21 protein-coding genes are annotated in these 26291 nt (G+C 58.0%); 5 read left to right on the top strand and 16 right to left on the bottom strand.

Annotation, left to right across the window (positions count from 1 at the left end; all coding sequences use genetic code 11):
• Positions 1–3 precede the first annotated feature (3 nt).
• The 3 genes from H6G62_RS02825 to H6G62_RS02835 form a co-directional block, all read right to left on the bottom strand.
• Positions 4–429: a phosphate-starvation-inducible PsiE family protein gene (locus H6G62_RS02825; RefSeq protein WP_242051794.1), complete on the bottom strand. Its 426-nt coding sequence runs from the start codon at positions 427–429 to the stop codon at positions 4–6.
• Between the two features lie 64 nt (positions 430–493).
• Positions 494–2728: a nitrate reductase gene (locus tag H6G62_RS02830; protein WP_190492599.1), complete on the bottom strand. Its 2235-nt coding sequence runs from the start codon at positions 2726–2728 to the stop codon at positions 494–496.
• Between the two features lie 371 nt (positions 2729–3099).
• Positions 3100–4683 carry a ferredoxin--nitrite reductase gene (locus H6G62_RS02835; protein ID WP_190492644.1) on the bottom strand — a complete coding sequence of 528 codons (1584 nt, stop codon included), beginning with the start codon at positions 4681–4683 and terminating at the stop codon, positions 3100–3102.
• 421 nt (positions 4684–5104) lie between these two features.
• Between H6G62_RS02835 and H6G62_RS02840 the strand changes: the two genes are divergently transcribed.
• Positions 5105–6253, top strand: coding sequence for a HEAT repeat domain-containing protein (locus tag H6G62_RS02840; RefSeq protein WP_190492600.1), 1149 nt, complete (start codon positions 5105–5107; stop codon positions 6251–6253).
• Between the two features lie 24 nt (positions 6254–6277).
• Here the strand turns inward: H6G62_RS02840 and H6G62_RS02845 are convergent, their stop codons facing one another.
• From H6G62_RS02845 to H6G62_RS02870, 6 genes are all read right to left on the bottom strand, one after another.
• The gene (locus tag H6G62_RS02845) at positions 6278–7540 is read right to left on the bottom strand and encodes a VWA domain-containing protein (protein ID WP_190492601.1); all 1263 of its coding nucleotides are present in this window, start codon (positions 7538–7540) and stop codon (positions 6278–6280) included.
• A complete protein-coding gene (locus H6G62_RS02850; RefSeq protein WP_190492602.1) occupies positions 7537–8259 on the bottom strand; it encodes a MerR family transcriptional regulator in 723 nt (240 codons plus the stop codon). The genes H6G62_RS02845 and H6G62_RS02850 overlap by 4 nt, the downstream gene beginning before the upstream one ends.
• A 218-nt stretch (positions 8260–8477) precedes the next feature.
• Positions 8478–9782, bottom strand: coding sequence for a dihydrolipoamide acetyltransferase family protein (locus tag H6G62_RS02855; protein WP_190492603.1), 1305 nt, complete (start codon positions 9780–9782; stop codon positions 8478–8480).
• 111 nt (positions 9783–9893) lie between these two features.
• Positions 9894–10796 (bottom strand): formylglycine-generating enzyme family protein, encoded by a 903-nt coding sequence (locus tag H6G62_RS02860; protein ID WP_190492604.1) that lies wholly within the window; start codon positions 10794–10796, stop codon positions 9894–9896.
• Between the two features lie 389 nt (positions 10797–11185).
• Positions 11186–12670, bottom strand: coding sequence for a DUF202 domain-containing protein (locus tag H6G62_RS02865; RefSeq protein ID WP_199324690.1), 1485 nt, complete (start codon positions 12668–12670; stop codon positions 11186–11188).
• Positions 12671–12755: 85 nt separating this feature from the next.
• Positions 12756–13145, bottom strand: coding sequence for a DUF202 domain-containing protein (locus H6G62_RS02870; protein ID WP_190492605.1), 390 nt, complete (start codon positions 13143–13145; stop codon positions 12756–12758).
• A 174-nt stretch (positions 13146–13319) separates the two neighbouring features.
• Between H6G62_RS02870 and H6G62_RS02875 the strand changes: the two genes are divergently transcribed.
• Entirely contained in the window at positions 13320–13724 is a 405-nt protein-coding gene (locus tag H6G62_RS02875; RefSeq protein ID WP_190492606.1) for a DUF202 domain-containing protein, read from the top strand.
• 49 nt (positions 13725–13773) lie between these two features.
• Here H6G62_RS02875 and H6G62_RS02880 read toward each other — a convergent pair whose 3' ends face one another.
• The 6 genes from H6G62_RS02880 to H6G62_RS02905 form a co-directional block, all read right to left on the bottom strand.
• Positions 13774–14163, bottom strand: coding sequence for a DUF202 domain-containing protein (locus H6G62_RS02880; RefSeq protein ID WP_190492607.1), 390 nt, complete (start codon positions 14161–14163; stop codon positions 13774–13776).
• Positions 14160–14621, bottom strand: a complete 462-nt coding sequence (locus H6G62_RS02885) for a DUF1622 domain-containing protein (protein ID WP_190492608.1) — start codon at positions 14619–14621, stop codon at positions 14160–14162. Before H6G62_RS02885 ends, H6G62_RS02880 begins: the two co-directional genes overlap by 4 nt.
• Positions 14622–14624: 3 nt before the next feature.
• Positions 14625–16112 (bottom strand): MFS transporter, encoded by a 1488-nt coding sequence (locus tag H6G62_RS02890; RefSeq protein WP_190492609.1) that lies wholly within the window; start codon positions 16110–16112, stop codon positions 14625–14627.
• The gene (locus tag H6G62_RS02895; RefSeq protein WP_190492610.1) at positions 16109–16681 is read right to left on the bottom strand and encodes a YqhA family protein; all 573 of its coding nucleotides are present in this window, start codon (positions 16679–16681) and stop codon (positions 16109–16111) included. Before H6G62_RS02895 ends, H6G62_RS02890 begins: the two co-directional genes overlap by 4 nt.
• Positions 16682–16737: 56 nt before the next feature.
• Complete coding sequence (locus tag H6G62_RS02900; RefSeq protein WP_242051795.1) at positions 16738–17451, bottom strand: hypothetical protein; 714 nt, start codon at positions 17449–17451, stop codon at positions 16738–16740.
• A gap of 216 nt (positions 17452–17667) precedes the next feature.
• Complete coding sequence (locus H6G62_RS02905) at positions 17668–19350, bottom strand: arylsulfatase (RefSeq protein ID WP_190492611.1); 1683 nt, start codon at positions 19348–19350, stop codon at positions 17668–17670.
• A 463-nt stretch (positions 19351–19813) separates the two neighbouring features.
• On the opposite strand from H6G62_RS02905, the gene H6G62_RS02910 reads away from it, so the two are divergent.
• On the top strand, positions 19814–21448 hold the full coding sequence (locus H6G62_RS02910) for an alpha-amylase (RefSeq protein ID WP_190492612.1): 1635 nt from the start codon (positions 19814–19816) through the stop codon (positions 21446–21448).
• Between the two features lie 335 nt (positions 21449–21783).
• Positions 21784–24441 (top strand): glucosylglycerol hydrolase, encoded by a 2658-nt coding sequence (gene gghA, locus H6G62_RS02915; protein WP_347239275.1) that lies wholly within the window; start codon positions 21784–21786, stop codon positions 24439–24441.
• 68 nt (positions 24442–24509) lie between these two features.
• Here gghA and H6G62_RS02920 read toward each other — a convergent pair whose 3' ends face one another.
• Entirely contained in the window at positions 24510–24674 is a 165-nt protein-coding gene (locus H6G62_RS02920; protein ID WP_190492613.1) for a hypothetical protein, read from the bottom strand.
• Between the two features lie 120 nt (positions 24675–24794).
• Between H6G62_RS02920 and H6G62_RS02925 the strand changes: the two genes are divergently transcribed.
• On the top strand, positions 24795–26231 hold the full coding sequence (locus H6G62_RS02925) for an FAD-binding domain-containing protein (protein ID WP_190492614.1): 1437 nt from the start codon (positions 24795–24797) through the stop codon (positions 26229–26231).
• The last annotated feature ends 60 nt before the right edge of the window (positions 26232–26291 follow it).

Consider the following 26291-nt stretch of genomic DNA (forward strand, 5'->3'; position numbering starts at 1 on the left):
GGGTTAACCTTGGCTACGGTTCGTGTGGCGGACAATCCAATAGCTGATGGCCAGGGAAAAAATGGCAATGGCTAGACCAATTAATGTGGTGCCTGAGATTTGATTGAGGTCAAGAATAATAATCTTTCGTCCTACGGCGGTTAACGCAGTGGCAATGACCAACTCCACCTGAACCACATGACTGCGGATATAGCCCGTAATGTTTTCTAGAATTTCTAGGGCAATTAAGATACTCAGGAAAAACCCAAAAATATCAATAACAGGCTGTCCCAAAAATGTGCCAGGGCTAGTGGTAAGAATAGAGTGCACGATCACGATGCCTAAATCGATGACCATGGCAATAATAACCACAATCATCCCCATGGACAGCACCTTGGAAATGGTGCCTTCAAACTGATGGAGGCGTTTGAGAAAAATATCGTTTTTCAATTGTGTAAGGAGCTGTCTAGCCGAACGAGCCATCGGTACAAGGGGTTTAGGGAGGCAGAAATGCCTAAGGTCTAGATGATTCTACCGGATCGCGTTGAACCATAGCGGCTCGCTGGGGGGGCGCTTCCCCTAATTTTTCTAAGGTGTCTAATTGAACCGAGGACGACAGAGGAACCACCTGCACCGCACAGGCCTTTAGCTCTGGCTGGAGAGAAATGGGACAGGCGCTGGGGTGGGTGAGGGCGTTGCATTCGGCGGATTCGGCCCAGAGGGCTCCCCAGTGCATGGGCACAAACAGGGTGCCGGGGCAAATGTTTTTGGTCACCAACAGGGGCAAACGGGCCATGCCACGGGCAGATTTCACCTCCACCCAGTCTTGATCGGCAAGCTGGAGCCGTTCGGCATCGCGGGGGTGCATTTCTAGAAACGGCTGGGGGTGCATTTTTTGAATTTTGGCGATGCGTCCGGTGCGGGTTTGGGTGTGCCAGTGGCCATAGAGCCGCCCGGTGGTGAGGACGAAGGGATAGCGGTCATCCACAGGTTCGGCCAACCCTTTTTCGTGGTAGGCCATGAATCGAGCGCGGCCATCGGGGTAGTGGAAGCGGTGATCGGTGTAGAGGCGTTTGTTGTGCTTGTCGGGGGAGGTATCGGGATTTCCCTGACTTGGACAAGGCCACTGAATGGGGCGGGTGGCGAGGTTTTCGTGGCTGATGCCCGTCATATCGCAGGGACGACCCTGGGTGATTTGCACAAATTCCCGGTGGACTTCGGCACTCGTGGCGAACCGGAACTGCTCAGCAAAGCCCAGGCGGCGACCGACTTCAGCAAAAATTTCCCAGTCGGCACGGGCCTCTCCCACCGGGGGCCGAAAGGCTTGGCAAAGGGTGACGGTGCGTTCAGAATTCGTCATGGTGCCTGTTTTTTCGCCCCACTGGGCCGCTGGCAGCAGCAGGTGGGCATAGGCGGCGGTTTCGGTGGGGTAGTAGGCGTCTTGGTAAACGGTGAAGGGGGATCGTTGCAGGGCGGCCTTGGTGCGGTTCAAGTCTGGCAAGCTGACCGCTGGGTTGGTGGCGGCAATCCATAGTAGCCCCACTTGGTCATGCTCTAGGGCGGGGATCATCTCGCCCACGGTTAGGCCACGGGTGGGGGAAATGCGGCCTTCGGGTAAACCCCAAAATTGCTCGATGTCCTGGCGGTGCTGGGGATTTTTCACCAGGCGATATCCCGGCAAAATGTGGGCCAAACCGCCTGCCTCGCGGCCTCCCATCGCATTCGGCTGTCCGGTGAGGGAAAACGGCCCTGCCCCTGGTTTGCCGATTTGCCCCGTCAGCAGGTGCAGGTTAATCAGCGAACAGACCTTGGCAGTGCCCTCGGAGGACTGGTTCAGCCCCATCGACCACAGAGAGAGGACGTTTTGGGACTCGGCCCAGGTGCGGGCGGCGGTTTCTAGGTCGGTTTCGGGGATGCCGCAGCGCTCGGCGACGATGCTGGGTGCGTAGTGGCGCAGGACTTCCCTATAGTCCTGAAAACCCTGGGTGGACTGGTCGATGAAGCCCCGATCCAACGCGCCCCACGTCAGCAGCAGGTGGCCGATGCCGTTCAGCAGAGTGATGTCGGTGCCGGGACGGATGGCCAGGTGCAGGTCGGCGACCTGGGCGGTTTCGGTGCAGCGAGGATCCACCACAATTAGCTTGATATGGGGATTGCGCTTGTGGTGCTTGCGCAGACGGTTGAAGACAATGGGGTGACATTCGGCGGTGTTGGTGCCGATCAGGAAGGCGCAGTCGGTAAGGTCGAGATCCGCATAGCAGCAGGGTGGCCCATCGGAACCCAAGCTTTGCAGATAGCCCGACACCGCCGAGGACATACAGAGCCGCGAGTTGGCGTCAAAATTGTTCGTTCCCAAGCAGCCCTTAATCAGCTTTTGGGCGACATAATAATCCTCGGTTTGGAACTGCCCAGAGCCGTACATACAGACCCCATCCGGCCCTAGGGTGTCTATCACCTCGCGAATACGGTGGGTGATGGCGTCCAAGGCCACATCCCAAGACACCCGCTCAAAGGGCGCATCCAACGACTCCCGCAGCATCGGGTACAGCAGCCGATCCTGGTCGATGGATTCCGCTACGGTGGCCCCCTTCACACAAACCATGCCCTGGCTGGAGGGATGGGCACGGTCGCCCCTGGTCTGCCAGCGTTGGGTTTCCGGCGATGCTTCGGGGTTGCGGGACTGGGGCACGACCTCCAATCCACACCCAACACCGCAATAGGGACAGAGGGTTTTGTGAGGGGCCGTCATAGCTATCTATGTATAGGAATAAGAAGGAAGGACTGAGAAGGATAAAAGAGGCTAGGAAAGGGGGAAATCCTATGCTAGGCTGCAAGCATTAATGCAAACTGTGTGTCCCTGGCGCGAACGATAGCGGCAGGGCATTTTTTTGAAACCCTCACCCCCTGAGTCTCCCTCTCCCTAGAGTTACCGCTCATACACATCTTGTTTTCATGCCGTAAGTCTTGGGAGATCCCCCTAAATCCCCCTTATGAAGGGGGACTTTGACTCCGGTTCCCCCCTTAAAAAGGAGGGCTAGGGGGGATCAATTCTCAGCACAAAGCAGGCTAGAGACTGATGTATGTTCGGTAGCCCCGTGGGAGAGGGGTTGGGGGGGATGGCTACTCCATCGTTACCGAGACCTGACCCACGAAGGCATCCTCACCGGAGCGGGGTTGGGCCTGGAAGTGCTCCATCAACAGGGTTTTGAGGACATCGGGCAGATCGTCGCAGGGGATGCCCTGCATGACTTTTTCGCCGAGGTGGGCGTCTTTGCCGACCTTGCCGCCCATGAAGATATCCACGCCTTCCAGGGTTTTGCCGTCCTTGCGGACTTTGGTACCCATCAGGCCAATATCCGCCACCTGGGGCTGGCCGCAGGAGTTGGGACACCCCGTCCAGTGGATGCGAACGGGGTTGGGTAGGGTGAGTTCGGCATCCAGAGTCTTAGCGAGAACCTGGGCGCGTTGTTTGGTTTCCACCAGGGCAAAGTTGCAGAATTGCGCCCCGGTGCAGGAGACCACGGATCGCGCCAGGGGGGACGGATCAACGGAGAACTTCTGTAATAAGGGTTCTTCCAGCAGCACGGGCAAGCGGTCATCGGGCACGTTGGGGAGGATCACGTTTTGCTCCACCGTCAGCCGCAATTCGCCGTCACCGTAGACTTCGGCCAACCGAGCCAATTCGTAGAAATCCTCAGCCCAGAGGCGACCGACGGGCACATGCAGTCCCACATAGTTCAGCCCCGCCTGCTTTTGGGCATAAACGCCGATGTGATCGCGCTTATCCCAGTCCATTTCGTCCTTGTCGGCGGCGGATAGAAGGGGCTGGCCGTAGGCCGCTTCCACCTCCGTGCGGAAGCGATCCAGGCCCCATTCGTCGATCAGCCACATCAGGCGGGCTTTTTGGCGGTTCACCCTGGGGCCGTTGTCGCGGTAGACCTCTAGGATGGCGCGGCTGAGGGCAACCACGCTGTCATCGGCGGGCACCCAGGCCTTGAGGGGAATGGCGGCCTCGCAGCGACGGGCGGAAAAGAAGCCCCCCACCAGCACGTTAAAGCCGAGAATGCCTTCCCGAAAAGCGGGGACAAAGGCAATATCGTTAATTTCGGCGTGGATAGAGTTGTCGCGCCCACCCTCGATGGCGATGTTGAATTTGCGGGGCAAATTGCTAAATTCAGGATTGCCCTGGCCGTTGCCCGTGATCATATCCTGGATGTTTTGTACCAGTTCCCTCGTATCGATTAACTCATCGGCATCAAGGCCCGCAACCGGAGAACCCGTGATGTTGCGCACGTTGTCCATGCCGGATTGAACCGAAGTCAGCCCCACCGCCTCTAGCTGACTAAAAATATCGGGAATATCCTCTAGCAAAATGCCGCGCAGTTGAAGATTTTGCCGCGTTGTAATGTCGGCACTGCCATCTTCACCATAGCGTTGAATGATGTTGGCCAAGGTGCGGGCTTGGCGACTGACTATTACCCCGTGGGGGAGCCGCAGCCGCAGCATGAATTTACCAGGAGTGACAGGCCGAAAGAAAATGCCCAGCCACTTGAGGCGATGGGTTAAATCGGTCTCATCCACCGCTTCCCAGCCAATTTTGGCGAAATGATCTAGATCATGCTTGACCAGCAAGCCATCCTTTTCGGCCTTCAGTTTTTCAAACTTATTCTGTTTCGTGCTAGCGGCTTCGCTAGTCCTATCCATAGAAATAGTCACAGGCACACCGCCTTAAGAACAGTCAACAACACAATGAAAACCCATCAATAAGCGACATCAAAATCTAGATTTCCGTAGATGTATCCAGCGTTTCAATGCCATTCAAAGGGACCGTTGGATAGATAGCGAAAGCACTAATGAAGTGGATAGGAAATATTTTCCACTCCTAGAAAACTCTTTAAATCATTCCGCGACTTAGCATAATTACCATAAACGGCGCATTTCCAAGGGTTTTGTATCTCTCAATACGCTTTTAGGCGATCCATGCAGGTCATGCAAGATTCAATTGCGCGACCTGCATAGTTGTATGCCGTCATCGGCTATCAATAGATACAGGCGGGCTTCGGGAACTGGCCCCGCGTCCCCGCGCAGTATTGCGGCGCATCCCACGCCGATAGGGAGAAAGGCTTTGCTAGATTTTGTTGACCCCTCGGCTTCATCCCAGACGTCCCTAGAGTCCCAATCCAGGGTCGATAGCCCCCGATACCGGGTGAATTTGAGGCAGGGTAGCTTTGAGGATCGGTGGGAAGCCGTCAAGCAGATTCCCCGCCTGGGTGAGTCCGCGATTCCCGATCTGATCGCTATGCTGAGGGATGAAACCTTGGTCTGGGAAATCCGCTGGTTCTCGGCCCGCAGCCTAGGAAGCTTTGACCACCCGATGGCGATTACAGCCCTAATTGACGCCCTGGGCACCGCCGACCAGGACTTGCAGGAGGCGATTATCGATGCCCTCGGCCACATTGGCCCTAGCGCGATTCAGTCCCTCAGCACCCTGGTGACCGAGGCGACTTATCAAACCCTGGTCATCGAGGTGCTGACCCGCATTCCCCACCCCGCCACCCAGGTTCCCCTGGTTGCCGCCGTTGACCTCACGACCGGAACGACCCAGGCCAAGGTGATTGAAGCCCTGGGCCAGTTCGCGGATCTTGACCTGCTGCCGATTTTTACCCAGGCGGTTCAAAACAAGGCGTCCTCGGTGCGGCTGGCGGCGCTGCAAGGGTTGATTCGCCTTAGAACGCAGGTGGATGAGTCGGGCTGGGTGGCGTGGATTCAGCCGTTGGTTCAGGATGTGAACCCCACCGTGGCCCAGCGGGCGATCCATGCCCTCGGACGCACTCCTCACCTAGCCGCCACCCGGACGCTCCAAGGGTTGCTAGAGGCCATCCATACCCCAGAACCCCTCAAAATAGCCGCTTCCCAGGCCCTCGCATGGCAGGGCACCGCCGCTGCCCTAGCGGTGTTGATCCAAACCTGGGACACCTTGGGCCAAGATACTCGCATCGCTCTGGTGCAGGGGCTTTCCCAAATCACCCACCCTGGCCTCAAAACTCAGATGAGCCAACCAGTGCAGCAATGGTTAAACACCCTTCCCGCCACGGCAGATCACAGCCTCCTGCGCCGCAATTTAGTGATGTTGCTAGGGCAAATTGGCGATGATACGGCCCTCCCCATACTGCAAACCCTGAGCCAGGATGCCGATGCGGGGGTTCGTTTCCATGCTGAAGCAGCCCTGCGCTCAACCCCCGTTCTAAAGCAGGGGGCTAGGGTTCGGATTTGACCTAAATTGGTCTAGCTGATCGGCTTAATCCTGGGTTTTCCGCTGGCTGGGGCGGCTGCGTTGCAGGTTGTAGCGCTGGGACTTCGACAGCTTGCGAGCGCTGGCAATGTCACCCTCGCTAAATCGGGCTTCGAGATCATCCAGGGCCATGCTCTCCTCCGCCAGCACCGCCGAAGGGGGGCAAGCGGCCATAAAGGTCTGGGCATTTCGGAGGGAACCCATGGCTTGGGCATAGTCGCCCTGATCGCTAAAGTGAATAGCTTCCTCCCTAGCCCGTGCCGCCATCAGCAGGGCTACCTGTTCCTGCACCTCGGCTACCGCTGGGAAATCGCCCAGTTGCTCGGCCTTAACCACGGGCATCGAGAAGGTGGCGCGTAATACTTGGCGTTTGGGCTGGGTGGGGTCGTCCCAGGCGAGGCGGATATCGCCCAGGTCTGTCTCAGCATCCAGGGCAGGAATTTGTAGCCGCATCACCACATTGATCGAGCTTCCCAAGACCAGGTTAGGCAGCTTGTAGCGTTGGGTAGAGGTGAGGTCGAAATCGTTCAGGACATCCTTCACCACGGCCCCATGCTTGGGTTTTAGGCCCAGGCTCACCCGATGGCCCACCGTGGCCGATAGCCCATTGAGTTCGGTCTGAAAAATGTCGGGCAGTTGCTTGGGCGATTCGATGTGGTAGAAGTTGCCGTCGCCGCTGCGGGCCATGGCCTCCATCAGGTCTTCGCTGTAGTCGTTGCCGACGCCGAGGGTGGTGGTGCTCACACCCCGTTGGGATAGCCCGTGGACATCGTTGGCGATGGTGTCGGGGTTGGTTTCGCCCACGTTGGCCAAGCCATCGGACAGCACCAGCACCCGGTTTAGGTGGTCGTTGTGGAGATAGCTGCTCACCTGAAGACCGCTTTGCACCCAGCCCTGGTGGAGTGCTGTACAGCTTCCGGCCTGAATCTGGCGAATTTTAGCCAGCATCGCGCCTTTATCCGTGGCCAGGGTGCTAGGAACAAGGACGCTCACATCGCTATCAAACATCACCACACTAACCCGGTCGCTGGGCAGCAAATTTTCCACCGCAAAGCAGGCCGCTTGCTTGGCATAGTCCAGCTTGGCCCCGCTCATAGAACCAGAACAGTCGATGGCCAGACCTAGGTTCAACGGGGGCCGATCCGTGGTGATTTCAATCTCCGGCGGCGTAATGCGAATCAGCACATCCAACGTCGTCGAGCGCTGGGCAGCAACGGCTCCATGCATGGGAATGATGGTGATGGTGGGTTGAGGAGCAGCGGTAGTCATGGCAGTGTTCTCCCTTTAGAAGAGGATGGAGTAGAAGAAGATGAACGAGGCGACCACGCAGTAGATGGTGACGAACCAGAGGGCGACAAACCGGAGGACGATGTCAAAGCCTGGGCAATCAGTTGTAGTAGGGCATCCCGCTCCTGGGGCGTAGTGGGATATCTAAAGTCTTCCCGAATATGGAGTTCCAATCCCTCCAGCAGGGGATGACGCACCCAGTGGGAAGCGGATGGGGCCGGCGGGGACGGGGACGGGGCAGATCGGGGGGCCATCCCCACCACCGAGGTTGGCGGCAACGGGGCCGATGGTTCGGCAGATCGGGCTTGCACCTTGGCTAAAAACGCCAGGGCCGGATTCGCCGCCTCCACGGTTAACTGAGCACCACCTTGCAGCAGCACCTCCAGGTCTTGATTGGTTTTAGTGGAAATCAGTTGCCCGATGGCACCGGAACCGTAGCCCTCCGCCAGCAGCCGCCGCAACACCAACAACTGCAATAAATGACGGTAGGTATACCGCGCCTCTCGCCCCTGTTTGAGGGGTTTATCGAGCAGGCCGCTGGTGCTGTAGTGACGTACTAATCGGGCATTGACGGTTTCTTGTATCCGACTCTCTGCACCACCGTCGGGCAAGAACTGGGGTAGAAGCTGATTGGCCACTTCCACAAAATCATCCAAGGCCCACTGGGCATCTTGGTCAGCAAACCGCTGAAGTTGGTGCATGACTCTAATTTAATTCAGACAATTCTCAATGTCAATAACAATCTTGGCTGTCAGTGTTGCGAGGACGCCCTAGCCGTTTTCTGTGGCGATATTGACCGCTGGCCTTGGGGAGAATCCCTAAGCAATACCCCCCGCCATCGTTTTGATTGCGAGGGGTAGAGTGGGGCTAACATCAGAAAAACCCGATGTCGTCTAGGGCCAATTTGGGAGTTAAGGGCTTACAGGGTCAAGGACTGGGGGTTGTTTTCGATCACGTCGGCCAAATCCTTGAGGAAGCTGGCGGCGTCGGCTCCGTAGATGATCCGGTGGTCGCAGGTGATGTTAACGCGCATTTGCCGTTTGATGCCCATCAGGCCGTCGGCGGTGGCAACCACAGTGGGTTTGGCGGCCCCAATGGCGAGAATCGACCCTTGGCCGGGGGGCAGAATGGCATCGAAGCTATCCACCCCAAACATACCCAAGTTAGACAGGGTGAAGGTGCCGGAGGTGTATTCTTCCGGCTTGAGCTGCTTGACGCGGGAGCGCTCCACCAGGTCGCGCCAGGTGCGGGAGAGAGAGTAGATATCCTGCTGGTCGGCGTTTTGTAGTACGGGGGTAATCAAGCCACCGCCCTCCATGGCCACCGCCACCGCCACGTTAATGTTGGGGCGATACTGCAAGCCTTGGTCGGTGTAGTAGGCGTTGAGGACGGGGTGCTTCTTCAGGGCCACCGCCACCGCCTTGGCCAGCAGCCCGGTCATGGTGACGCCCTTGGATTTGATTTGCTTGTAGAGGGCGTCTAGGGCATCGGTGGTAATGGTGTAGCCGACGTGGAAAACGGGCACCGTCAGGCTGGCGTTCATATTGCGCACCACCGACTGCTGAAGGGTGCTGAAGGGCACCAATTGGCCCAGGGGAGCCGACCCAGCGGCGGGGGCTGGAGCCGGAGCTGCCACGACAGCAAGGGGGGCCGGAGCCGGAGTATTCACGAGGGCCGTGGCGGCGGGGCCAGCGGGGGTGGGGGCCTTGCCAGCGGCTCGTTCCACATCCTGGGCCACAATCCGACCGTGGGGGCCACTGCCTTGCAGGGTAGCTAGGTCTACCTTGAGTTCCTTGGCCAACTTGCGGGCACGGGGGGAAATCACCACCCGACCACTGCGAGGGCTGGCGGTGGATCCGTTCTGGGCGGGTGCCTCAGCGGGAGTTGCTGTCGCGGCCACAGGAGCGGGAGCGGCGGGAGCGGCGGCGGATTCCCCGGAACTCCCCTTAGTAGCGGCCTGTTGTTTGGCGGCCTCTACCTCGGCCTCGGTTTCGGCCAGCAGGGCAATGGCTTCACCCACCGGGGCTGTGTCCCCAGCGTCTACGACAATGGCGGCGAGGATGCCCTCATAGAAGGACTCCACATCCATATCAGCCTTGTCAGACTCCACAATCACCACCGTTTCACCCTTTTCCACCTTGTCGCCCGGTGCTTTCACCCAAGAGACAATTTTGCCTTCGGTCATGGTGGAACTGAGGGCGGGCATGAAAACTTCGCGAATCATGGGGTGACTTCCGAGACAGCGCTAAAACAACAACTTGGCCGCAAGACCGACTATTTATTCTATCCCTAAGCGGATTCCATCCCCAAAAAACTCTTGGGGGTCGAGGGCGGTCTAGTTGGCCTCAGGGCGGGGTGTCTGCACCAGCCGAAACCCGATGTGGGTGGTTCCGGTGTCGGGGGCTTGGGATTCGCGGGCGGCGGGGCGATAGCGGCTGCAATAGTTTTTGGCACAGAGGTAGGAACCGCCTTTGATGACGTGGGTGGCTCCATCCTGGGGCTTTTTGGGGTCGTAGCTCACCGCTTGGGTGGGGCCAGTGGGGTCGTGCTGGTGGGCGAGGTCGTCGTGGTAGACCGTGAACCAACTGGAGGTGAGTTCCCACACGTTGCCCGCCATGTCGTACAGCCCGTAGCCATTGGGCGGAAAGGACATCACCGGGGCCGTGCCCAAATGGCCGTCCGCCTTGGTGTTGAAGAAGGGAAATAGCCCCTGCCAGGTGTTGGCCTGCTTGGCGGAATACTGTTCGCCCCAGGTATAAGTCCAGCCTTCGGATCCTCCACGGGCGGCGTATTCCCACTGGGCTTCGGTGGGCAATTGGCGGCCCGCCCAAGCGGCGTAGGCTTCGGCATCCTCGTAGGCGATGTGGACGACGGGATGATTCTCCTTGCCCTGCAAATCGCTATCTGGGCCAAAGGGGTGTTGCCAGTTGGCCCCCGGCACCCAATGCCACCAGCTTAGGTAGGCCACCTGCTGCACCCCCTCCTCCGGCGGCTGAAACACCAAGGAACCCGGTGCCCGCTGATCCTCCGGCAAATCTGGGAACTGATCCTTTGATAGGGGCCGCTCCGCCACCGTCACATAGCCCGTCTCTTGCACAAAGGCCGCAAACTGGGCGTTCGTCACCTCATGGGGTTCGATACAAAAACTGCTGACGGAGACATCCTCGGCAATTTTTTCCTCCACAAAATCGGAGACCCCATCCCCCATGGTGAACGTCCCGCCAGGGATAAACACCATATCGTTAGGGCAAGGGGAAGCCTCCGCCAACGCTGGGCAAGGGAAGAAGAAAAGGGCAAGGATGAGAAGAACGTAAGGGATCCAATAACGGGGTAGAGCCATGGGGAAATGGAAAATTTTGTAGGGTGCATTCGCGCAGCAATGCACCACTTAGGACATCGGTGCAGAGTGCATCTCATCATTGGAAAAGGGCAATCAACATGCTATTCGTTGGCAAGTGGCGCTTGTGATGGGTTTGGCCCACCCTGTGGGAAGCAAGCTACACCCCCAGCCCCTCTCCCAGGGGGGAGAGGGGGGCCAAAGGGGGACAGCTTTAAAGATCCCAGGGTTCTGACTTGAAAGCAGCGGTAATTCATGATCAGTCGCCTAAAAACCCTGGGATCTTAGCTTCAGGCGGGATTTTCTGCGGTTTTCGTTTGCCGTTTGGCCCAAACGTTATAGGGCAAGGCCGTCACCGCACCGATCACGACGTAGGCGATCACCGTAGGGATAGCGTTTCCGCCTCCGTTAGCGGCAAGGAGGAAGAGGGCGAGTCCGGCGTTGCGGGCGATGGTTCCGGTGGCAACGGCGGAACGCACGGCGATCTCTGGCCCACCGAGGAAGTGGCCGCAGGCGAGGCCGAAGATCACAATCAGCGGAATCGCCACCAAGCCGCGCCATGCGATGGTGGGCAGCACCACAATGCTGATGCCGAGGGCAAACACCAGCAGCACCGCAAACAGCGTACTGGCAATCACCGACAGCAGTTGGCCTACGTTGGCAGCTTGTTCCCCGCTGAATCGACGCAGGGCGATCCCCAGCCCCAGGGGCAAAAACTGGGCGAGAAGCACCTGCTTAACAATGATCAGATAGTCGGCGCTGGCATCGATGGGGGCAAACAGGCTACTGAGCACCCACAGGGTCAACGGCGTAGTCACGGTCGCCAATAGGGCCAGCGTAACCTGAAGGCTAATGGCTACATCAGGATTGCTGCCCGCCATCGCCGCCCGCCGAGACAGCAGGGGTGCCCCCGGTGCTGCTGCCAACACACCCAGGCCCAAGGCCACTCGCCCCACCCCCGGCTGCCCCCCGCTGAGCACCAGATAGCCAATCACCACCGCCCCCACCGGGAACAGCACCAGGGTAGAGAGCAGGGAACGCCTCAACAAACTGGGCTGCTGCCATAGGGTCGCAAGGCTGCTGAGGGAAGTTTGCGCCCCCAGGCTGAGCATCAAAATAAAAATAATTAAAGCCGCCAGGGTAGTGATGACGCGGCTGTTGAGGGTAAACACCTCCGCCATTTGCACGCCCCCCACCGCTAGGGGAATGAAGGCCGCCAGCCCCAGAAACAGCAGTACCGTGGCCACCACCAACCCCTGCGACCAGGTGGGGCCATACTTGTAATCGTCGGATTCAATGGTTTTCAGCATCGTCCAGTGGTTGATAATCGCCATCACCAGCGTCACCAGACCAAGGGTCATCAGGCTCAGGCCCAGCACCCGCTCCTCCGTCAGGCGGTTGATACCGAGATCGGTTTCGGTGCGATCCAGGTAGGTGAACAGGCGATCAATGCCAAAGCCAAAGCTAATCATCGACAGCGCTGTGCGAATCCAGGCCATCAGGGTGCGTTCTTCGGCGGCACGGGTGCGCTCCTTAGCCAGTTCCGTCCGCAGTTCGGCCAGGTCTGTTCGCTCGATGGAAAGCCCGGTGCGCTTCTCGGCCAGTTCGGTGCGCTGTTCCGCCAGTTCGGTACGATTCTCGGCTAATTCCGTGCGTTTTTCGGCCATAGCCGTACGATTTTCGGCCAGTTCAGTCCGTTTCTCAGCCATGACCGTGCGCTGCATGGCGAGTTCGTTGTTATTCGGCAAGGGAGATGGGGGTTCGGTAGAAGACATGGGGGTTCGGGAGTAGGGAGTCGGAATCGTAGGGGCGAGGTCTCCTCGCCCATCTATACCAAAGACAATCCAGCCAGATTTAGGATCAAGAAATCAGGGGACTGATGAGGATGCCGAGGAAGGCGATGCCCCCTAACCCCGTGAGGACGTAGGCCACAATCAGGGACGGGGACTGGCGAGATTGGTAGACCAGATCGTTGCGCTGAATGCGTTGGAGTTGGCGCTGATGGTCAAGGGCGGCGAACAGCATGGCAAAGGTGCCCAGGGCCACAAAGGAGAGGCCCAAAATGCGCGACAGCCGCAGGGGGTTGACGGCATCGCCTAGGGCTTGGTGGATGGCGGCGACGATGCGCTCAATCCCGAAGCCAAAACCAATCAGGGCGAGAGCGGTGCGAATCCAGGCCATGAGCGTGCGTTCGGCGGCGGCGCGGTTGCGTTCTTTGGCGAGTTCGGTGGCGGGATTGAGTTCGGTCATAGGGGGTCAGTGAGCTAATAAACAAGGGTGTTTTTGAATGCTGAATGGTGGATTTTGAATGGTGAACTCTGAATTGTGAAATTTGGGTTTTAGATCGTTAAAAATTAGGCTATTCTCAAAGCAACTCAACATATCCTCACGGGATATCCTCACGGGTAAGGGAGAACGGGGGCAATGACAGATTCGACACCACAAAAACCCATTAACACCACCAATGAGCTAGCCAAGGAACGCAATCGGGCAGCGGCGGAACGGACGATCAATGCCTGGTTGGGAATTTGTCTGAGTTTGATCGGTTTCGGTGTGGCCTTTGACCAAATTTTTCTCAGCCTAAGGCAGCGCTTCCCTGAGACAAGTTCGACTATTACAAGGGAGGCCGCCACACTGATTGGCATGGGCTTTGTGGAAATAGGACTGGTTTTATTAGGTGTAGGGCTAGTACAACATCGGTTGGCTATTAAAAGCATTGAGCACCCCAATTATGTAATGCTATCGACAAGAAAGCTAAATCGTATCGTCGTTATTGGCATTGTGATTCTTGGTATCGCTGGATTTTTTGCCACCTTATTTTTGATTTAGAGCGTCCTTAATTTAGGCTGTAGGGGCGTGGCTCCTCGCCCACTATCCTTCATACCCATAGCTGAAACCCCAACCAGAAGAACGCCAGAATCCCAACGATAAGTACCAGAAGCCCCGTAGTAGCTCCGAGTGGCCAACGGGGAGTATAACGATACACAGGCGCTTTGAGACGTTGCATTTCACCCTGGTGATCGCGGATGGCAAAGACCAACGTAACGACACCTAAGCCCACTAACTCCAGGCTGAGAAGATAGGCCCAGGCATCGATAAAGCGCCCCCCCGGAGCAATGGCACTCACCACTTGATCGACCCCTACCCCAATCCCAATTAGAGTAAGACTGCTGCGAACAAAAGACAGCAGGGATCGATCTGCGGCCAAGTGATTGCGCTCGCGGGCCAGTTCATCTTGGGGATTAAAATCAGAGGTGGGGTTGGTCATGGGTGAGCACTCGGTGGTGGGGTATCTTTGGGAGGGATTTCCATAAAGTCTAGGGGGCTATCCAGCATATGGAGGGGGGGATAGTTGTGGGTAATGGCCTTCTCACGAAATTCCATTTGAGCTTCAATTTCTTTGTTTAAGAAGTAGTTCAAAAAGGTGCGAATGACAGCAATAACCGAGAGGCGAACAAGCGCTTCATTGGTGGGGGTAATGGCTGTACTCAAAATATCAGCGCCAAGTTGAAATTCTAAGGCTAGGGCCAGCCAAAGACCAAATTTTAGCCGAATTTGAATAAATGGCAGCATCACCCGATGACGATGTTTGAGGATTTTTAGCGCCAGTCGAGCGGTGACGATAATCCCCACAAAAATGCAGATTACTCCTAGGGCTTCTAGGATGGTTTCGCCAAGGGTGGCCAGATGAAAGGAGAAGGTTTCGATGACTTCTAACCAGGGCATGGCTTAACCTCCTTGATGGGGCGACGGGACGGACAGCGAGGCGCTGGATGCAACCTGAGACCGCTCCCAGTCCTGCACGGCTTCGAGGGATTGCCCCGTGGTTTCGATGCGGAAGCGATGGGTGATCAGCGCCGCTAGGACACAAATCGCCGCTAATCCTACCAGCAGGGGCGGAATCCCCCAAGACTTGGCGATAACTGGCAACACAAAGGTGCCCAACACCGCCCCCGCCTTGGCAAAGGAGGCCGCAAATCCAGCCCCGGTGGCCCGCAGATGGGTGGGAAAGACTTCTCCCGACAGCAGAAAGGTGGTGGCATTGGGGCCAGCGTTCATCATCAGGTTGAACACCAGAAATCCCGCTAACACCAGCCCCGTTTCGGCCCCGCTGCCCGCGCTCACTAGGCCGGAGGTCGCCAACAGCAGCAGCCCGACCGCCATGCCGAGGAAGCCCAGGATTTGCAGGCGCATCCGCCCCCAGCGCTCCACCAAGGCCACGGCGCAGAGGAAGCCGACGATCAGAAACACATCCACCAAAGCCGCTCCCTGGGCCGATTTGATTTCTCGCACCAAAAAGTTCGTTTCTGTGGAGAGGGCCAGCTTGGCGATGATCACCGGGGTAAAGATGCCGATGCCGTAGGTGGCGATGTCTTGCAAAAACCAGGGCAGGGAGGCCAGCAGGGTGCTACGGCGATGGGTTGGCGTAAACAGCGTGGACAGGGCGACGGGTTCGGTCTCCGGGGGCGGTTCCTCCTCGGCGGTGATGGTGATGGTTTCACCCAAGAGCTGGCTGGCGGCCTCAGAGGCTTCGGCGTACTCGCCCCGGCTGATGTGGTAGCGGGGGCTTTCTAGTTGGACGCTTAGCCGTACCGCTGCGACGGCTATCGCCAAAACCACGCCCACGCCCAGCATCCAGCGCCAAGCATACTGCACCGCCAGGGGTTCCGGGTCGGGATAGATGACCTGGAACAGCGTGATCACCGCCACCCCCGTCAGCGCTCCCAGCATGGCCCCCACCGCCTGAAAGGTGAAGGCTCCGATCACCAATCGGCCCCGGTAGCGGGCGGGCACGTTTTCGGTGATGTAGGCAACGCTGATCGGGTAGTCGGCCCCGATGGCCACCCCCACCAAAAACCGAAAGGCAATCAGCGAGGCGGCATTCCAGGCCAGGGCCGTCCCCGCTGTGGCCACCACAAACAGCACCACATCCACAATCAGCATCGGCTTGCGGCCCACCTTGTCGGTGATTGGCCCTAGGGTAATCGACCCCACCAGGGAACCCACCACCGCCGCCGTGGCCACCGCCCCCAGGGTGGCGGCATCCAGGCCAAAATCCCGCTTCAGGAAAGGGATGGCGACCCCGATGACAAAAAAGTCGAAGCCATCCAGGGCAATCAGCCCCGCCGACAGCAGCCACAGCAGCCCCATGGCACGGGTGAGGCCCGCATTGTCCAAGCGCTGCTCAAAGGATTGGGGAGGGATCGTTGCCGTCATTCCTCAGACTCCTTGGACTTAGCGCCATCGGCCCCTTCAAATTGCAGCAGGCGGGTACTGGCGGCGAGGGCCAAAATCGACAGGGGAATGACCAAATACGTCCACTCTAGACCTCGAAACGACAGCCGTTCTAGTAGTCCTTTGACAAAGATCACCGTTAACAGCACAATCAGCACTTCCATCAAGGTCTTTTTGAGGGTGCTGATACCGCCCAATTTCGCCCAAGTACCCGCTTCGGTATCAGACTTTTCAAGCTGAATAAACAGTGCATAAATGCCGTAGGCAAAATATAAAAATGCCAGCCCTACCAGAAATTCATCCAGACATTCCAATAGCTCAATGGTGGCCAGTTCTGTGGGAGAAATGCGGCTCCCTTCTATCACAGATTCCTCGGCATTAACAGCCAGCATCACGGCTTTTAGGGTGTTGACGGTGCCAATTCCAAACATCAGCAACGCCCCAATCAAAGACGATGCCACCGCCAGCACACTCATAAAGCGAGTCCAGCGGATGGCCATCACCAAACGAGGCATGGTCGTGGCAGGTTTGGAGGAAGAGGAATCGGTCATGAATCGGTCATGAATATAGATAGGAAAACTCAGCGACGGCTACCAAAAGACTGGCCCTAGCCCTGGGGCAGGTTTTCGGACTGGTGGGTGTAGCTTTTCGTCAGAATATGGAGGCTGACCAGCAGCACCCACAGGGGGAACAGCAGCATGACCCAGCCCAAACTGTTGATGTAGCCAATTCTAAGCAGCATGATGGCGGCAAAGCCAAAGCCGATCCAGGCCGTCCAGCGGGGAATCACCCCCGTTCGCAGAAATAGGGTACAGCTAGAAATCATAAACACCCCGGCCATGCGAATGCTGTAGGTACTGAGGGTTTCGCGGGCGATGATGCGGCCTAGGTCGTAGACAGCGGGCAGATCAGATTCGGGGAGGCGGGTGGTGAGCAAAATCAGGCTACCTGTTACCGCTGAACTAACAAACAGCATGGCCACAAACAGTAGGCCGCTGCCCAGAAACACCGTGGCAAAAAATTGATCCTCCCGCTCCCCCAGCACGTCGCGCACCACCCCCATAAACCACAGGAAGGCAATCCCAGCAAAGGGCACCAGGTTCAGGGCCAGCAGCACGGCGGGCGTTTGGCTGAATAGTCCGCTCTCATTGTCTAAGGGCGTGGGTGGGGTCGCCAGCAAGATGAGGACGGAACTGATGATGAGCAACACCGAAAACAAAATGCCCGCGACGGCAGCCGCCTTGGGGGCTCGTAGGCGAGTGCGAGGGGGAAGCGGGGTATCTGAGGTCATGGGGGGAGCGTCGGGGTGAATGGCCAGCATGGGGGTAGCCCAGATCCTAGGATCTGTAGATCACAAAGTCCCTGAACCCCTCACCCCCAGCCCCTCTCCTTCCTGGGAGAGGGGAGCCGGAAGCCCTTCAAAGTCCCTCTCCCAACTTGGGGGAGGGATTTAGGGTGGGGGCCAAGCTCAGGTCAGTAAGGCGAGTTTGTGATCAAAGGAAGAACCCTGGGATCTCTTTTTCCTGGAATCTCCCGGTTAGTTGCTGCCGGGGGGGATGGATTGCAGTTGTTCTAGCACCTGATCCACCGTAAAGCTGGCGGCCTTTTGGCGGGGTGGATACTGCTTGAAGGTAGACAGAAATTCTGCCACCTTGCCCTGGGCAGGCACCAGCAGGAAGATGTGATCCAAAATCCAATCCCAGTAGGTGTTGGAGGTTAGGGTGGCCCGTTCGTAGGGGTCTGTCCTCAGGTTAAAGATGTAGGGGAAGCGCAGGGGCCGGAATTCCCGCTGCCAAACATCCAGGGTGCCCATGGCGTCTTGCACTTTAAAGTGCAGCTTCCAGTTGTCGTAGCGCATGGCCAACAGGTCGCCATCGTCCGAGAAGTAGAAGAACTCCTGGCGGGGGCCTTCGGTGGTTTGGCCCGTCAGGTAGGGCAGGAAGTTGTAGCCGTCCAAATGCACCTTAAAGTTCCGACCAGCGGCCTTGTAGCCCGTCAGCAGTTTGTCCTTCACCTCTGGGGCACCCGCCGCCGCGAGGATGGTGGGCATCCAGTCGAGGTGAGACATCACGTCGTTCGACACGGTGCCCGGTTGGATGTGCCCCGGCCAGCGCACCATGGCCGGAATCCGAAAGGCTCCTTCCCAGCCGGAGTTTTTCTCGTTGCGGAAGGGGGTCATGGCCGCATCGGGCCAGGAGTTCATGTGGGGGCCGTTGTCGGTGCTGTAGAAAACGATGGTGTTTTCGGCGAGGCCCAACTCATCCAGGGCATCGAGGATTTGGCCAACGTTTTTGTCGTGGTCCACCATCACATCGTGGTAGGGCGACTGCCAACGTCCGGCCTGCCCCACGCTTTCGGGCTTGGGGTGGGTACGGAAGTGCATGTGGGTAAAGTTCGTCCACATAAAGAAGGGTTGCCCCGCTGTCGCCTGCTTCTTCAGGTAGTCTACCGAGCGGTCGGCGATGTCGTCGTCGATGGTTTCCATCCGCTTTTTGGTCAGCGGGCCAGTGTCTTCAATGCGGCCATCGGCGAAGGTGTGCAGCACCCCACGGGGGCCAAAACGCTTGGCAAAGTTCGGGAATTCTTGGGGATCGGGATAGTCGGGCAGTTCCGGCTCTTCCTCGGCATTGAGGTGGTAGAGGTTGCCGTAGAACTCATCAAAGCCGTGGTTGGTGGGCAAAAATTCGTCCTTGTCGCCCAGGTGGTTTTTGCCAAATTGGGCGGTGGCATAGCCCTGGGCCTTCAGCAGTTCCGCAATGGTGGGATCCTCAGGCCGCAGCCCCAGATCCGAACCGGGCAGACCCACTTTGCTCATCCCGGTACGAAACACGCTCTGCCCCGTAATAAAGGCAGCGCGTCCGGCGGTGCAGCTTTGCTCACCGTAGTAGTCGGTAAAAATCACCCCTTCTTCGGCGATGCGGTCAATGTTGGGGGTGCGAAAACCCATCAGACCCTTGGTGTAGGCGCTGATGTCACTCTGGCCGATGTCGTCGCCCCAAATCACCACAATGTTGGGCTTGGTGGGGGCGGTTGTCGCTGCGCTAGGGGCGCTACTAGCCGAGGAATAAGCGGCGGCCATGGCCTGACCATTCCCCAAACCCAGCCAGCTAGAGGGGGCCAGCACCAGGGTGATCGCCAAGGCTCCGGCGATCAAACGAGTCAGGAGGCGAGGGGGAAGCGATCTTCCACGACGCCAAACCTGATGAGAAAAATTACTCATAGAGTTGCGGTCTCCATTCCGTGATTTTGCAATCAACAATGAAATTCAGCAGTGATTGAGTGGATTGTACGCTGAAGTCTTTTGCGGTCACTATTCAAAAAACGCAAGTTAATATAAAACGACAACCGCTTGTGCCGGATGTGCGAAGCCCAGCCACAACGCATCACGGACTGATTGGGCACCTCGATCTCGCGCTCCATAACCCGCCGTGTCAATTGCTCAGTCTCAGTCTCAGTCTCAGGTAGTGCATCTTAGGGCAGGCCAGAGGAAAAGATGGGGTCGCCTTGCTTGGCCCGCTTCTCTCTGAATGCAGCGATCTAATGCGGTGATTGTAGTCACGGAGAACCTGCACCAGTCCCCCATCGTATTAAGGAAATCAACGCCTTCACGGTGCCTTTACAATTTGCCCCTATGCTAGGAGCACCGTGCATTGCGGTGTCCTGACATATTGAGGGAGTGGGCAATGGCGAGTGTTTTTCGGCAACTGAAGGAAACCTTTGGCAGTTTGGGAACCACCCTTACGGACGAAGTACGGGAGAACGCTAGGGCGACGTTGCGGGACTGGTTGGAGGCCAATGAGGATCACCTGAGATCCAAGCAGAGCGGCTTTAACGGCACCATGATGCAGTATTTCCATTGGTATAGCCCTACCGATGGGGAGCACTGGAATCGATTGCGAGAGGAGGCCCCGGCCCTGGCGGAGGCGGGCATTACGGCGCTGTGGTTGCCCCCGGCCCAGAAGGGGATTGGCGGCGGCTACGATGTGGGCTATGGCGTATACGACCTGTTTGACCTGGGGGAATTTGACCAGCAGGGCACGGTTCGCACCAAGTACGGCACCAAGGATGAGTATGTGGCGGCGGTGAAGGCCTGCCGCGATCTGGGCATTAATGTCTATGCCGATGTGGTGTTTAACCACAAAATGGCGGCGGATTTTGAGGAGGAGTTTAACGCTACGCCGATGGATCCCCAAAATCGGTTCCGGGCCTTGGGCGATATGCGGTGGATTAAGTCTTGGACGGGGTTTAACTTTCCGGGGCGGGGCGACACCTATTCCAGCATGAAGTGGCACTGGTACCATTTCGATGCCATCGACTACAACAGCTACGAGCCGGATTTTAAGGCCGTGTGGCTGATGGAGGGCAAAAGCTTTGAGGACAAGGTCAGCCTGGAACTGGGCAGCTACGACTACCTGATGGGCTGCGACCTCGATACCGACCATCCCGAAGTGCAGGGCGAGCTGAAATACTGGGGCGAGTGGATGCTGGATAACGTCGGGGTGGACGGTTTCCGGTTGGATGCCATCAAGCACATCTGCGGCGACTTTTTTGTGGACTGGCTAGATCACCTGGAAAACTATGCCCAGCGGGATCTGTTCTGCGTGGGGGAATACTGGACCTACGACCTGGGTACCCTGAGCTGGTATGCGGGCAACTCTGGCGGACGGCTGAGCCTGTTTGATGCGCCGCTGCACCTGAATTTCTACAGGGCCAGCAAATCCGGCGACCGTTACGACATGCGTACCATCTTCGACAATACGGTGGTGCAGGACATGCCCCTGCTGGCCGTCACCCTGGTGGAAAACCACGACACCCAGCCCCTACAGGCCCTAGAATCCGTGGTGGAAGCCTGGTTTAAGCCCCTGGCCTATGCCCTAATTCTGCTGCGGGCGGAGGGATACCCCTGCATTTTCTACCCGGACTACTACGGTGCCCACTACGTAGATCGGGGCCGCGACGGCAACGAGTACGAAATTTGGATGGATTCCCACCGGGAGATCCTAGACCGCCTGCTGCAGGCCCGCAAGCACTTTGCCCATGGCCCCCAATACACCTATTTCGACCATCCCAACCAGATCGGCTGGACAAGACTGGGCACCGAAGCCAACCCCCGCGCCATGGCGGTGATGCTAAGCAACGGCCCCGGTGGCGGCAAATGGATGGAGGTGGGGCGGCCCAACACGACCTTCTACGACCTCACGGGCCACATCCCAGACACTATCACCACCAACGACCACGGCTGGGCCGAATTCCGCTGCAACGGCGGTTCGGTGTCCGTGTGGGTGGAAGATCATCCTATCCTGCGGGCGTTTCGGTAGGTCATAGACATCGCGCCACGCCATCGCCTACCACTGGCCTAGCCTTATACCAAATCCTAATCGAATAATCCCGATTCCCAGCCCAGCAAACCGTAGGGGCGAGGTCTCCTTGCCCGCTGATACCGGGGGCAAACAAGCCGGATTTAGCCTTAGATCTATCCGGTGGCTGAGGGTCGATCACCCCTCAGATCTACCCTAGGGTATAAATCCTTGTAAATTCAGGGCTTGGGCGGTTGAGGCTCGTTAGACTAGGCGATGACTCAACCCAACTGCCGTTGTCTTAATCCGAGCCTGCTGTGAACCCGATCCCTGCTTCCCCGACCCTAGGTTTGTCCGTGCCTGAGTGGGCTACCCCCAGACAAGGGATATCCCTAGATCTGAGCGAAACCCAGAAATTGCTGGACTGGGCCGAAGCCGTTGGCCACCTGGAGGACACCATCTTTCACCAGGGGCAGGTCTATGCCCAGCGTTTGGGGGCGCACTATCGGGCCGACGGGTTGACGGAATTTGGCTTTTGGACGCCGGAACTGGCCGCTGAGGTGATCCAGTCGGAGCGCACCCTGGAGCTAGAGATTCTGGTACCGCTTCAGCCCATTGACTTTCGGGCCGACCAGCAAACAGTGGATTTTCAGCGGCATCGGATTCCCGTGATGCAGCAGGGGGAATACGTGTGGGCCGTGGTGGCGGGGCTGACGGCAGGCACCCGCGACCAAGCGGGATGCTTCTACTGGCTGCGCTATGTAGACCCGGAGGGGCGAGAGCATCCCATCCGCGATCCCCTGGCCTATTCCTTGCCCTATGGCGTGTTTGCCCCGGCAGAACTCTACGACATGGATCGGCTCCAGCGAGAACGGGCCGATCTGTCCTACCTCCATCGCACCGCTGTCCCTGGGGAGGATGGGGATCTTCCCCGTCTGTCACCCCCGACCAACATTCTGCAAATCCACGTTAAAACCGCCAGCCCAGAGGGTTCTGTAGAAGGCTTAACCCGCATTTACCGCACCATTTCCGACAAGCTAGCGGCGGGGGACGACCTCACCCCAGCAGAAATGGCCTACGTGGGCTACGAGGCGGTACAGTTGTTGCCTGTGGAACCGACCATTGAATATCGGCGGGAAGATACCAACCTGGATCACGAATTCTTTGCGGTGGTGGGCATTAACTATGCCGAGGATCCCGATACGGAAGATCCCGACGATAAGAATCCCGACGCTGGGAATCCCCAGGCGGAACACGCCACTGCTAGGGTCAACGCCGAACCCACCACCCTCACCGTCACCCTACGCCAACCCAACACCCAAAACTGGGGCTACGATGTGCCAATTTTGGGTTCCGCTGCTACTAATCCTGCCGTACTGGGTAGCCTGCGCCCCGATGAAATGGTGGACTTGATTGTGACGCTGCACAATTTTTCCCAGGGGCCGATTCAGGTAATCTACGACCTAGTTTATGGCCATGCGGATAACCAAGCCCTAGAACTGTTGCCCCAGCAGTTTTTCAAAGGGCCAAATATGTATGGCCAAGACCTCAACCACCAACTGCCCCAGGTGCGGGCGATTTTGCTAGAAATGCAGCGGCGCAAAATTAACACCGGGGTGGATGGCATTCGGGTGGATGGCGGGCAAGATTTCCGCTTCTTTAACCCCCTCAGCGGGCGAGTGGAACACGACGATATGTACCTGATTGCCATGAGTGACGTGGTGCAAGACATCCAAGGCCACCAGCGGCTCATGTTCACCATTTTTGAGGATGGTCGGCCCTGGCCAGAGGAGGGCTGGGAGGAAAAATCCACCTACCGCGAATTGATGGAGGCCAAGCCGGGATCATTCCAGTGGGGGCCGCTGGTGTTTGCCCACAACACCCCCACCCTGAAGGGGTTTTGGGACTACAAATGGCCGCGAGTCTGCGAAGTGATTACCCAGGGCGACCACTGGATCACGGGCTGCGGCAACCACGACACCGTGCGGCGCGGCAACCAAATTGACCTCAACGCCGACATCAACTGGAACCTGGGCGACACCCTACCCCGTGCCTTGAACCGAGCCTATAACAATCCGGCCACCCTGCTCTGGGTCTATGGCTTTAGCCCCGGCCTGCCGATGGATTTTCTCAACGCCAGCCTGGAGACCCCCTGGGGCTTTTTCCGCAACACCGACGACCGCTACGGTGTCAAAGTCGTGGCCGAAGAAGTGGGCTTTTTAGACTGGGAAATTGAGCCAGACTTCTACGCCCAGCCCGATACCTTTCCCCAACTCAAAGCCCTAGGATTTGACAACCTCACGGCCCTCAAGGGGTTTGCCAAGGCGCTGCAAGCGGCCATGGTGGAAACCGACTACGACCTCGAAGCCGTCGCCCAGATTTGCCAGGGTTGCCTCGGCCAAGGGGCCGATCATCAAACCTGTGCCCTACCCGCCCTGAGGGATATCAATCAGCCCGGACTGCCAGACTTTTTGGCTAACCTAGATGTGCCTCGCCTCAAGCAGTTCGCCATGGCCTTCATGGAAGATGGCCACGATAGCTGCAATGTGGTGCATTCCGCCGATACCCTTGATCCTGCCCTGGCCCACTTTTTCCTCTCCCTGCGCCAATTTCGGCGGGATCGGCCCTGGTTGCGGCAAAACCTCAGTGGCAGTGATCGCTTCAACCGCATTAGCGAATCCACCTACACCCTGTTCTACGGCCATCGCACCCAGGATCGCTCCCTGGAGGAAGGCGGGCTAGGCCAGTCCCGTTCCCAGACCAATCCCCAGGCCAATTCCCCAACCGTGCCCCAGTCGGTGGTGATGATCACCCACATGGGCGGCGACCCTGTCACCGTCACCCTAGGCGACTGGCTTCAGCTTGACCTCAACGAGTGGCAGGTGGCCCTGGCAACCCCTGGTTTAGCCCCCGATTCCCTCCAGCGGTTCGAGATCAAGGACGGCGAAGGGCTGTTGCTCGTCCCCGCCGCCCTCACCCTAAATCCCTCTCCCAACTTGGGAGAGGGACTTTGAACAATTGACTGCTTCCCTATCCTTCCTGAAAACCCTTGGGGACGAGCCCTAGCCAAGATCGCCAAGGATTACTGTTTGCGGGTGTTGTCGGCCATTTGCAGGCTAAATTCCGCCTGGGTGAGAGTTGCCGCCACTTGGCAAGCCACCTCTGGGGAGAGACTGGGCTGGGTTTCGGCCAAAAACGTAAGGTAGCCCTGGAAGGTGCTGGTGATGATCAGTTTGTTTTGCTGCATGGTGAGATCTCCTGGGAATAGCGGTCGCAAGGGGCAGACCCAAGGCCATGCACCCCCTGCGAGGACGCCGAATTCAGGACTATACTGTAACCCGGCATTCCTGCGCTTCGAGCTTTTTTAATGGCAGATTTAATCCTTTTTTGGCATCGTCGCGACCTGCGCTTGGCCGATAATCTGGCCCTGACGGCAGCACGGCAACGCAGCCCCCAGGTGGTCGGGGTGTTTTGCCTCGATCCGGGCCTGCTGCAACGGGACGACGTGGCTCCGGCACGGGTGGCCTATATGATCGGCTGTCTGGCAGAACTGGAGCAGCGCTATGCCGAAGCAGGTGGATCGTTCGTGATTATCCAGGGCGATCCGACCCAGACAATGCCTGCGTTGGCCCAGGCATTGGGGGCCGCAGCGGTGTACTGGAATCGGGATGTCGAACCCTACTCTCGCCAGCGGGATAAGGCCGTGGTGGACGCCCTAAAGGAAATCGGCGTGGGCTTTGAGACGCGCTTTTGGGATCAACTGCTCCACGCACCGGGGGAAGTGCTCACCGGGGCAGGCCAACCCTACACCGTCTACGGCCCCTTTTGGAAAAACTGGATTCGGCAGGCCAAGGCCGATCCCCTACCAGCCCCCAGCGGGTTCACGCCCCTCAGCGAGGCCCAGCTTCAATCGGCCCAGGCGGCGGGCTGCCTTCCACTGCCTAGCGCCCAGGATCTCGGCTTTGGGTGGGATCAGGGCTTCCCCATTGAGCCGGGAGAACGAGCCGCCCTAGCAAGGCTGACGGAATTTTGCGACGATGATCGCCTGATTGGCACCTACGACGACCAGCGCAATTTTCCAGCGGTGGAGGGCACCTCCCGCCTCAGTGCCGCCCTGAAGTTTGGGGCAATTGGCATTCGTACCGTGTGGGCCGCCGCCACCGAAGCCTACGACCGTTGCCGCAGCGATGAGGCCCGCCAACAGGTTCAAACCTGGCAGCAGGAACTGGCTTGGCGCGAGTTCTATCAACATGTTCTCCATGCCTTCCCCACCCTGGCCGATGGCCCCTACCGCCCTCAGTGGCACACTTTCCCTTGGGAAAACAACGCCGATCACTTTGCCGCCTGGTGCGAAGGCCGCACGGGCTACCCGATTGTGGATGCTGCCATGCGTCAACTCAACGAAACTGGATGGATGCACAACCGCTGCCGCATGATTGTGGCCAGCTTCCTCACCAAAGACCTGATCATCAACTGGCAGTGGGGCGAAAAATACTTCATGCAAACCCTGGTGGATGGCGACCTCGCCGCCAACAACGGCGGCTGGCAATGGAGCGCCTCCAGCGGTATGGATTCCAAACCCCTACGCATCTTCAACCCCGCCAGCCAAGCCCAAAAGTTCGACCCCGATGCCGACTACATCCGCCAATGGGTGCCCGAATTACGATCCCTCGATACCCAAGTACTCGTCACCGGAAACATCCCTCAACCCATTTGTGGACACCTAGGCTACCCCACCCCCATCGTTGATCACAACATTCAGCAGGCGCTATTTAAAGAAAAATACAAAGCCCAAAAAGGCTAATGCACCTTCCCCTTGAATAGCACTTCACTCACCCTACTACGGCTTTTGAAAAAGCTGTAC

Origin of the sequence: Phormidium sp. FACHB-1136 (assembly GCF_014697375.1) — a bacterium.
In the GTDB taxonomy this organism is placed as follows: domain Bacteria; phylum Cyanobacteriota; class Cyanobacteriia; order Phormidesmidales; family Phormidesmidaceae; genus Nodosilinea.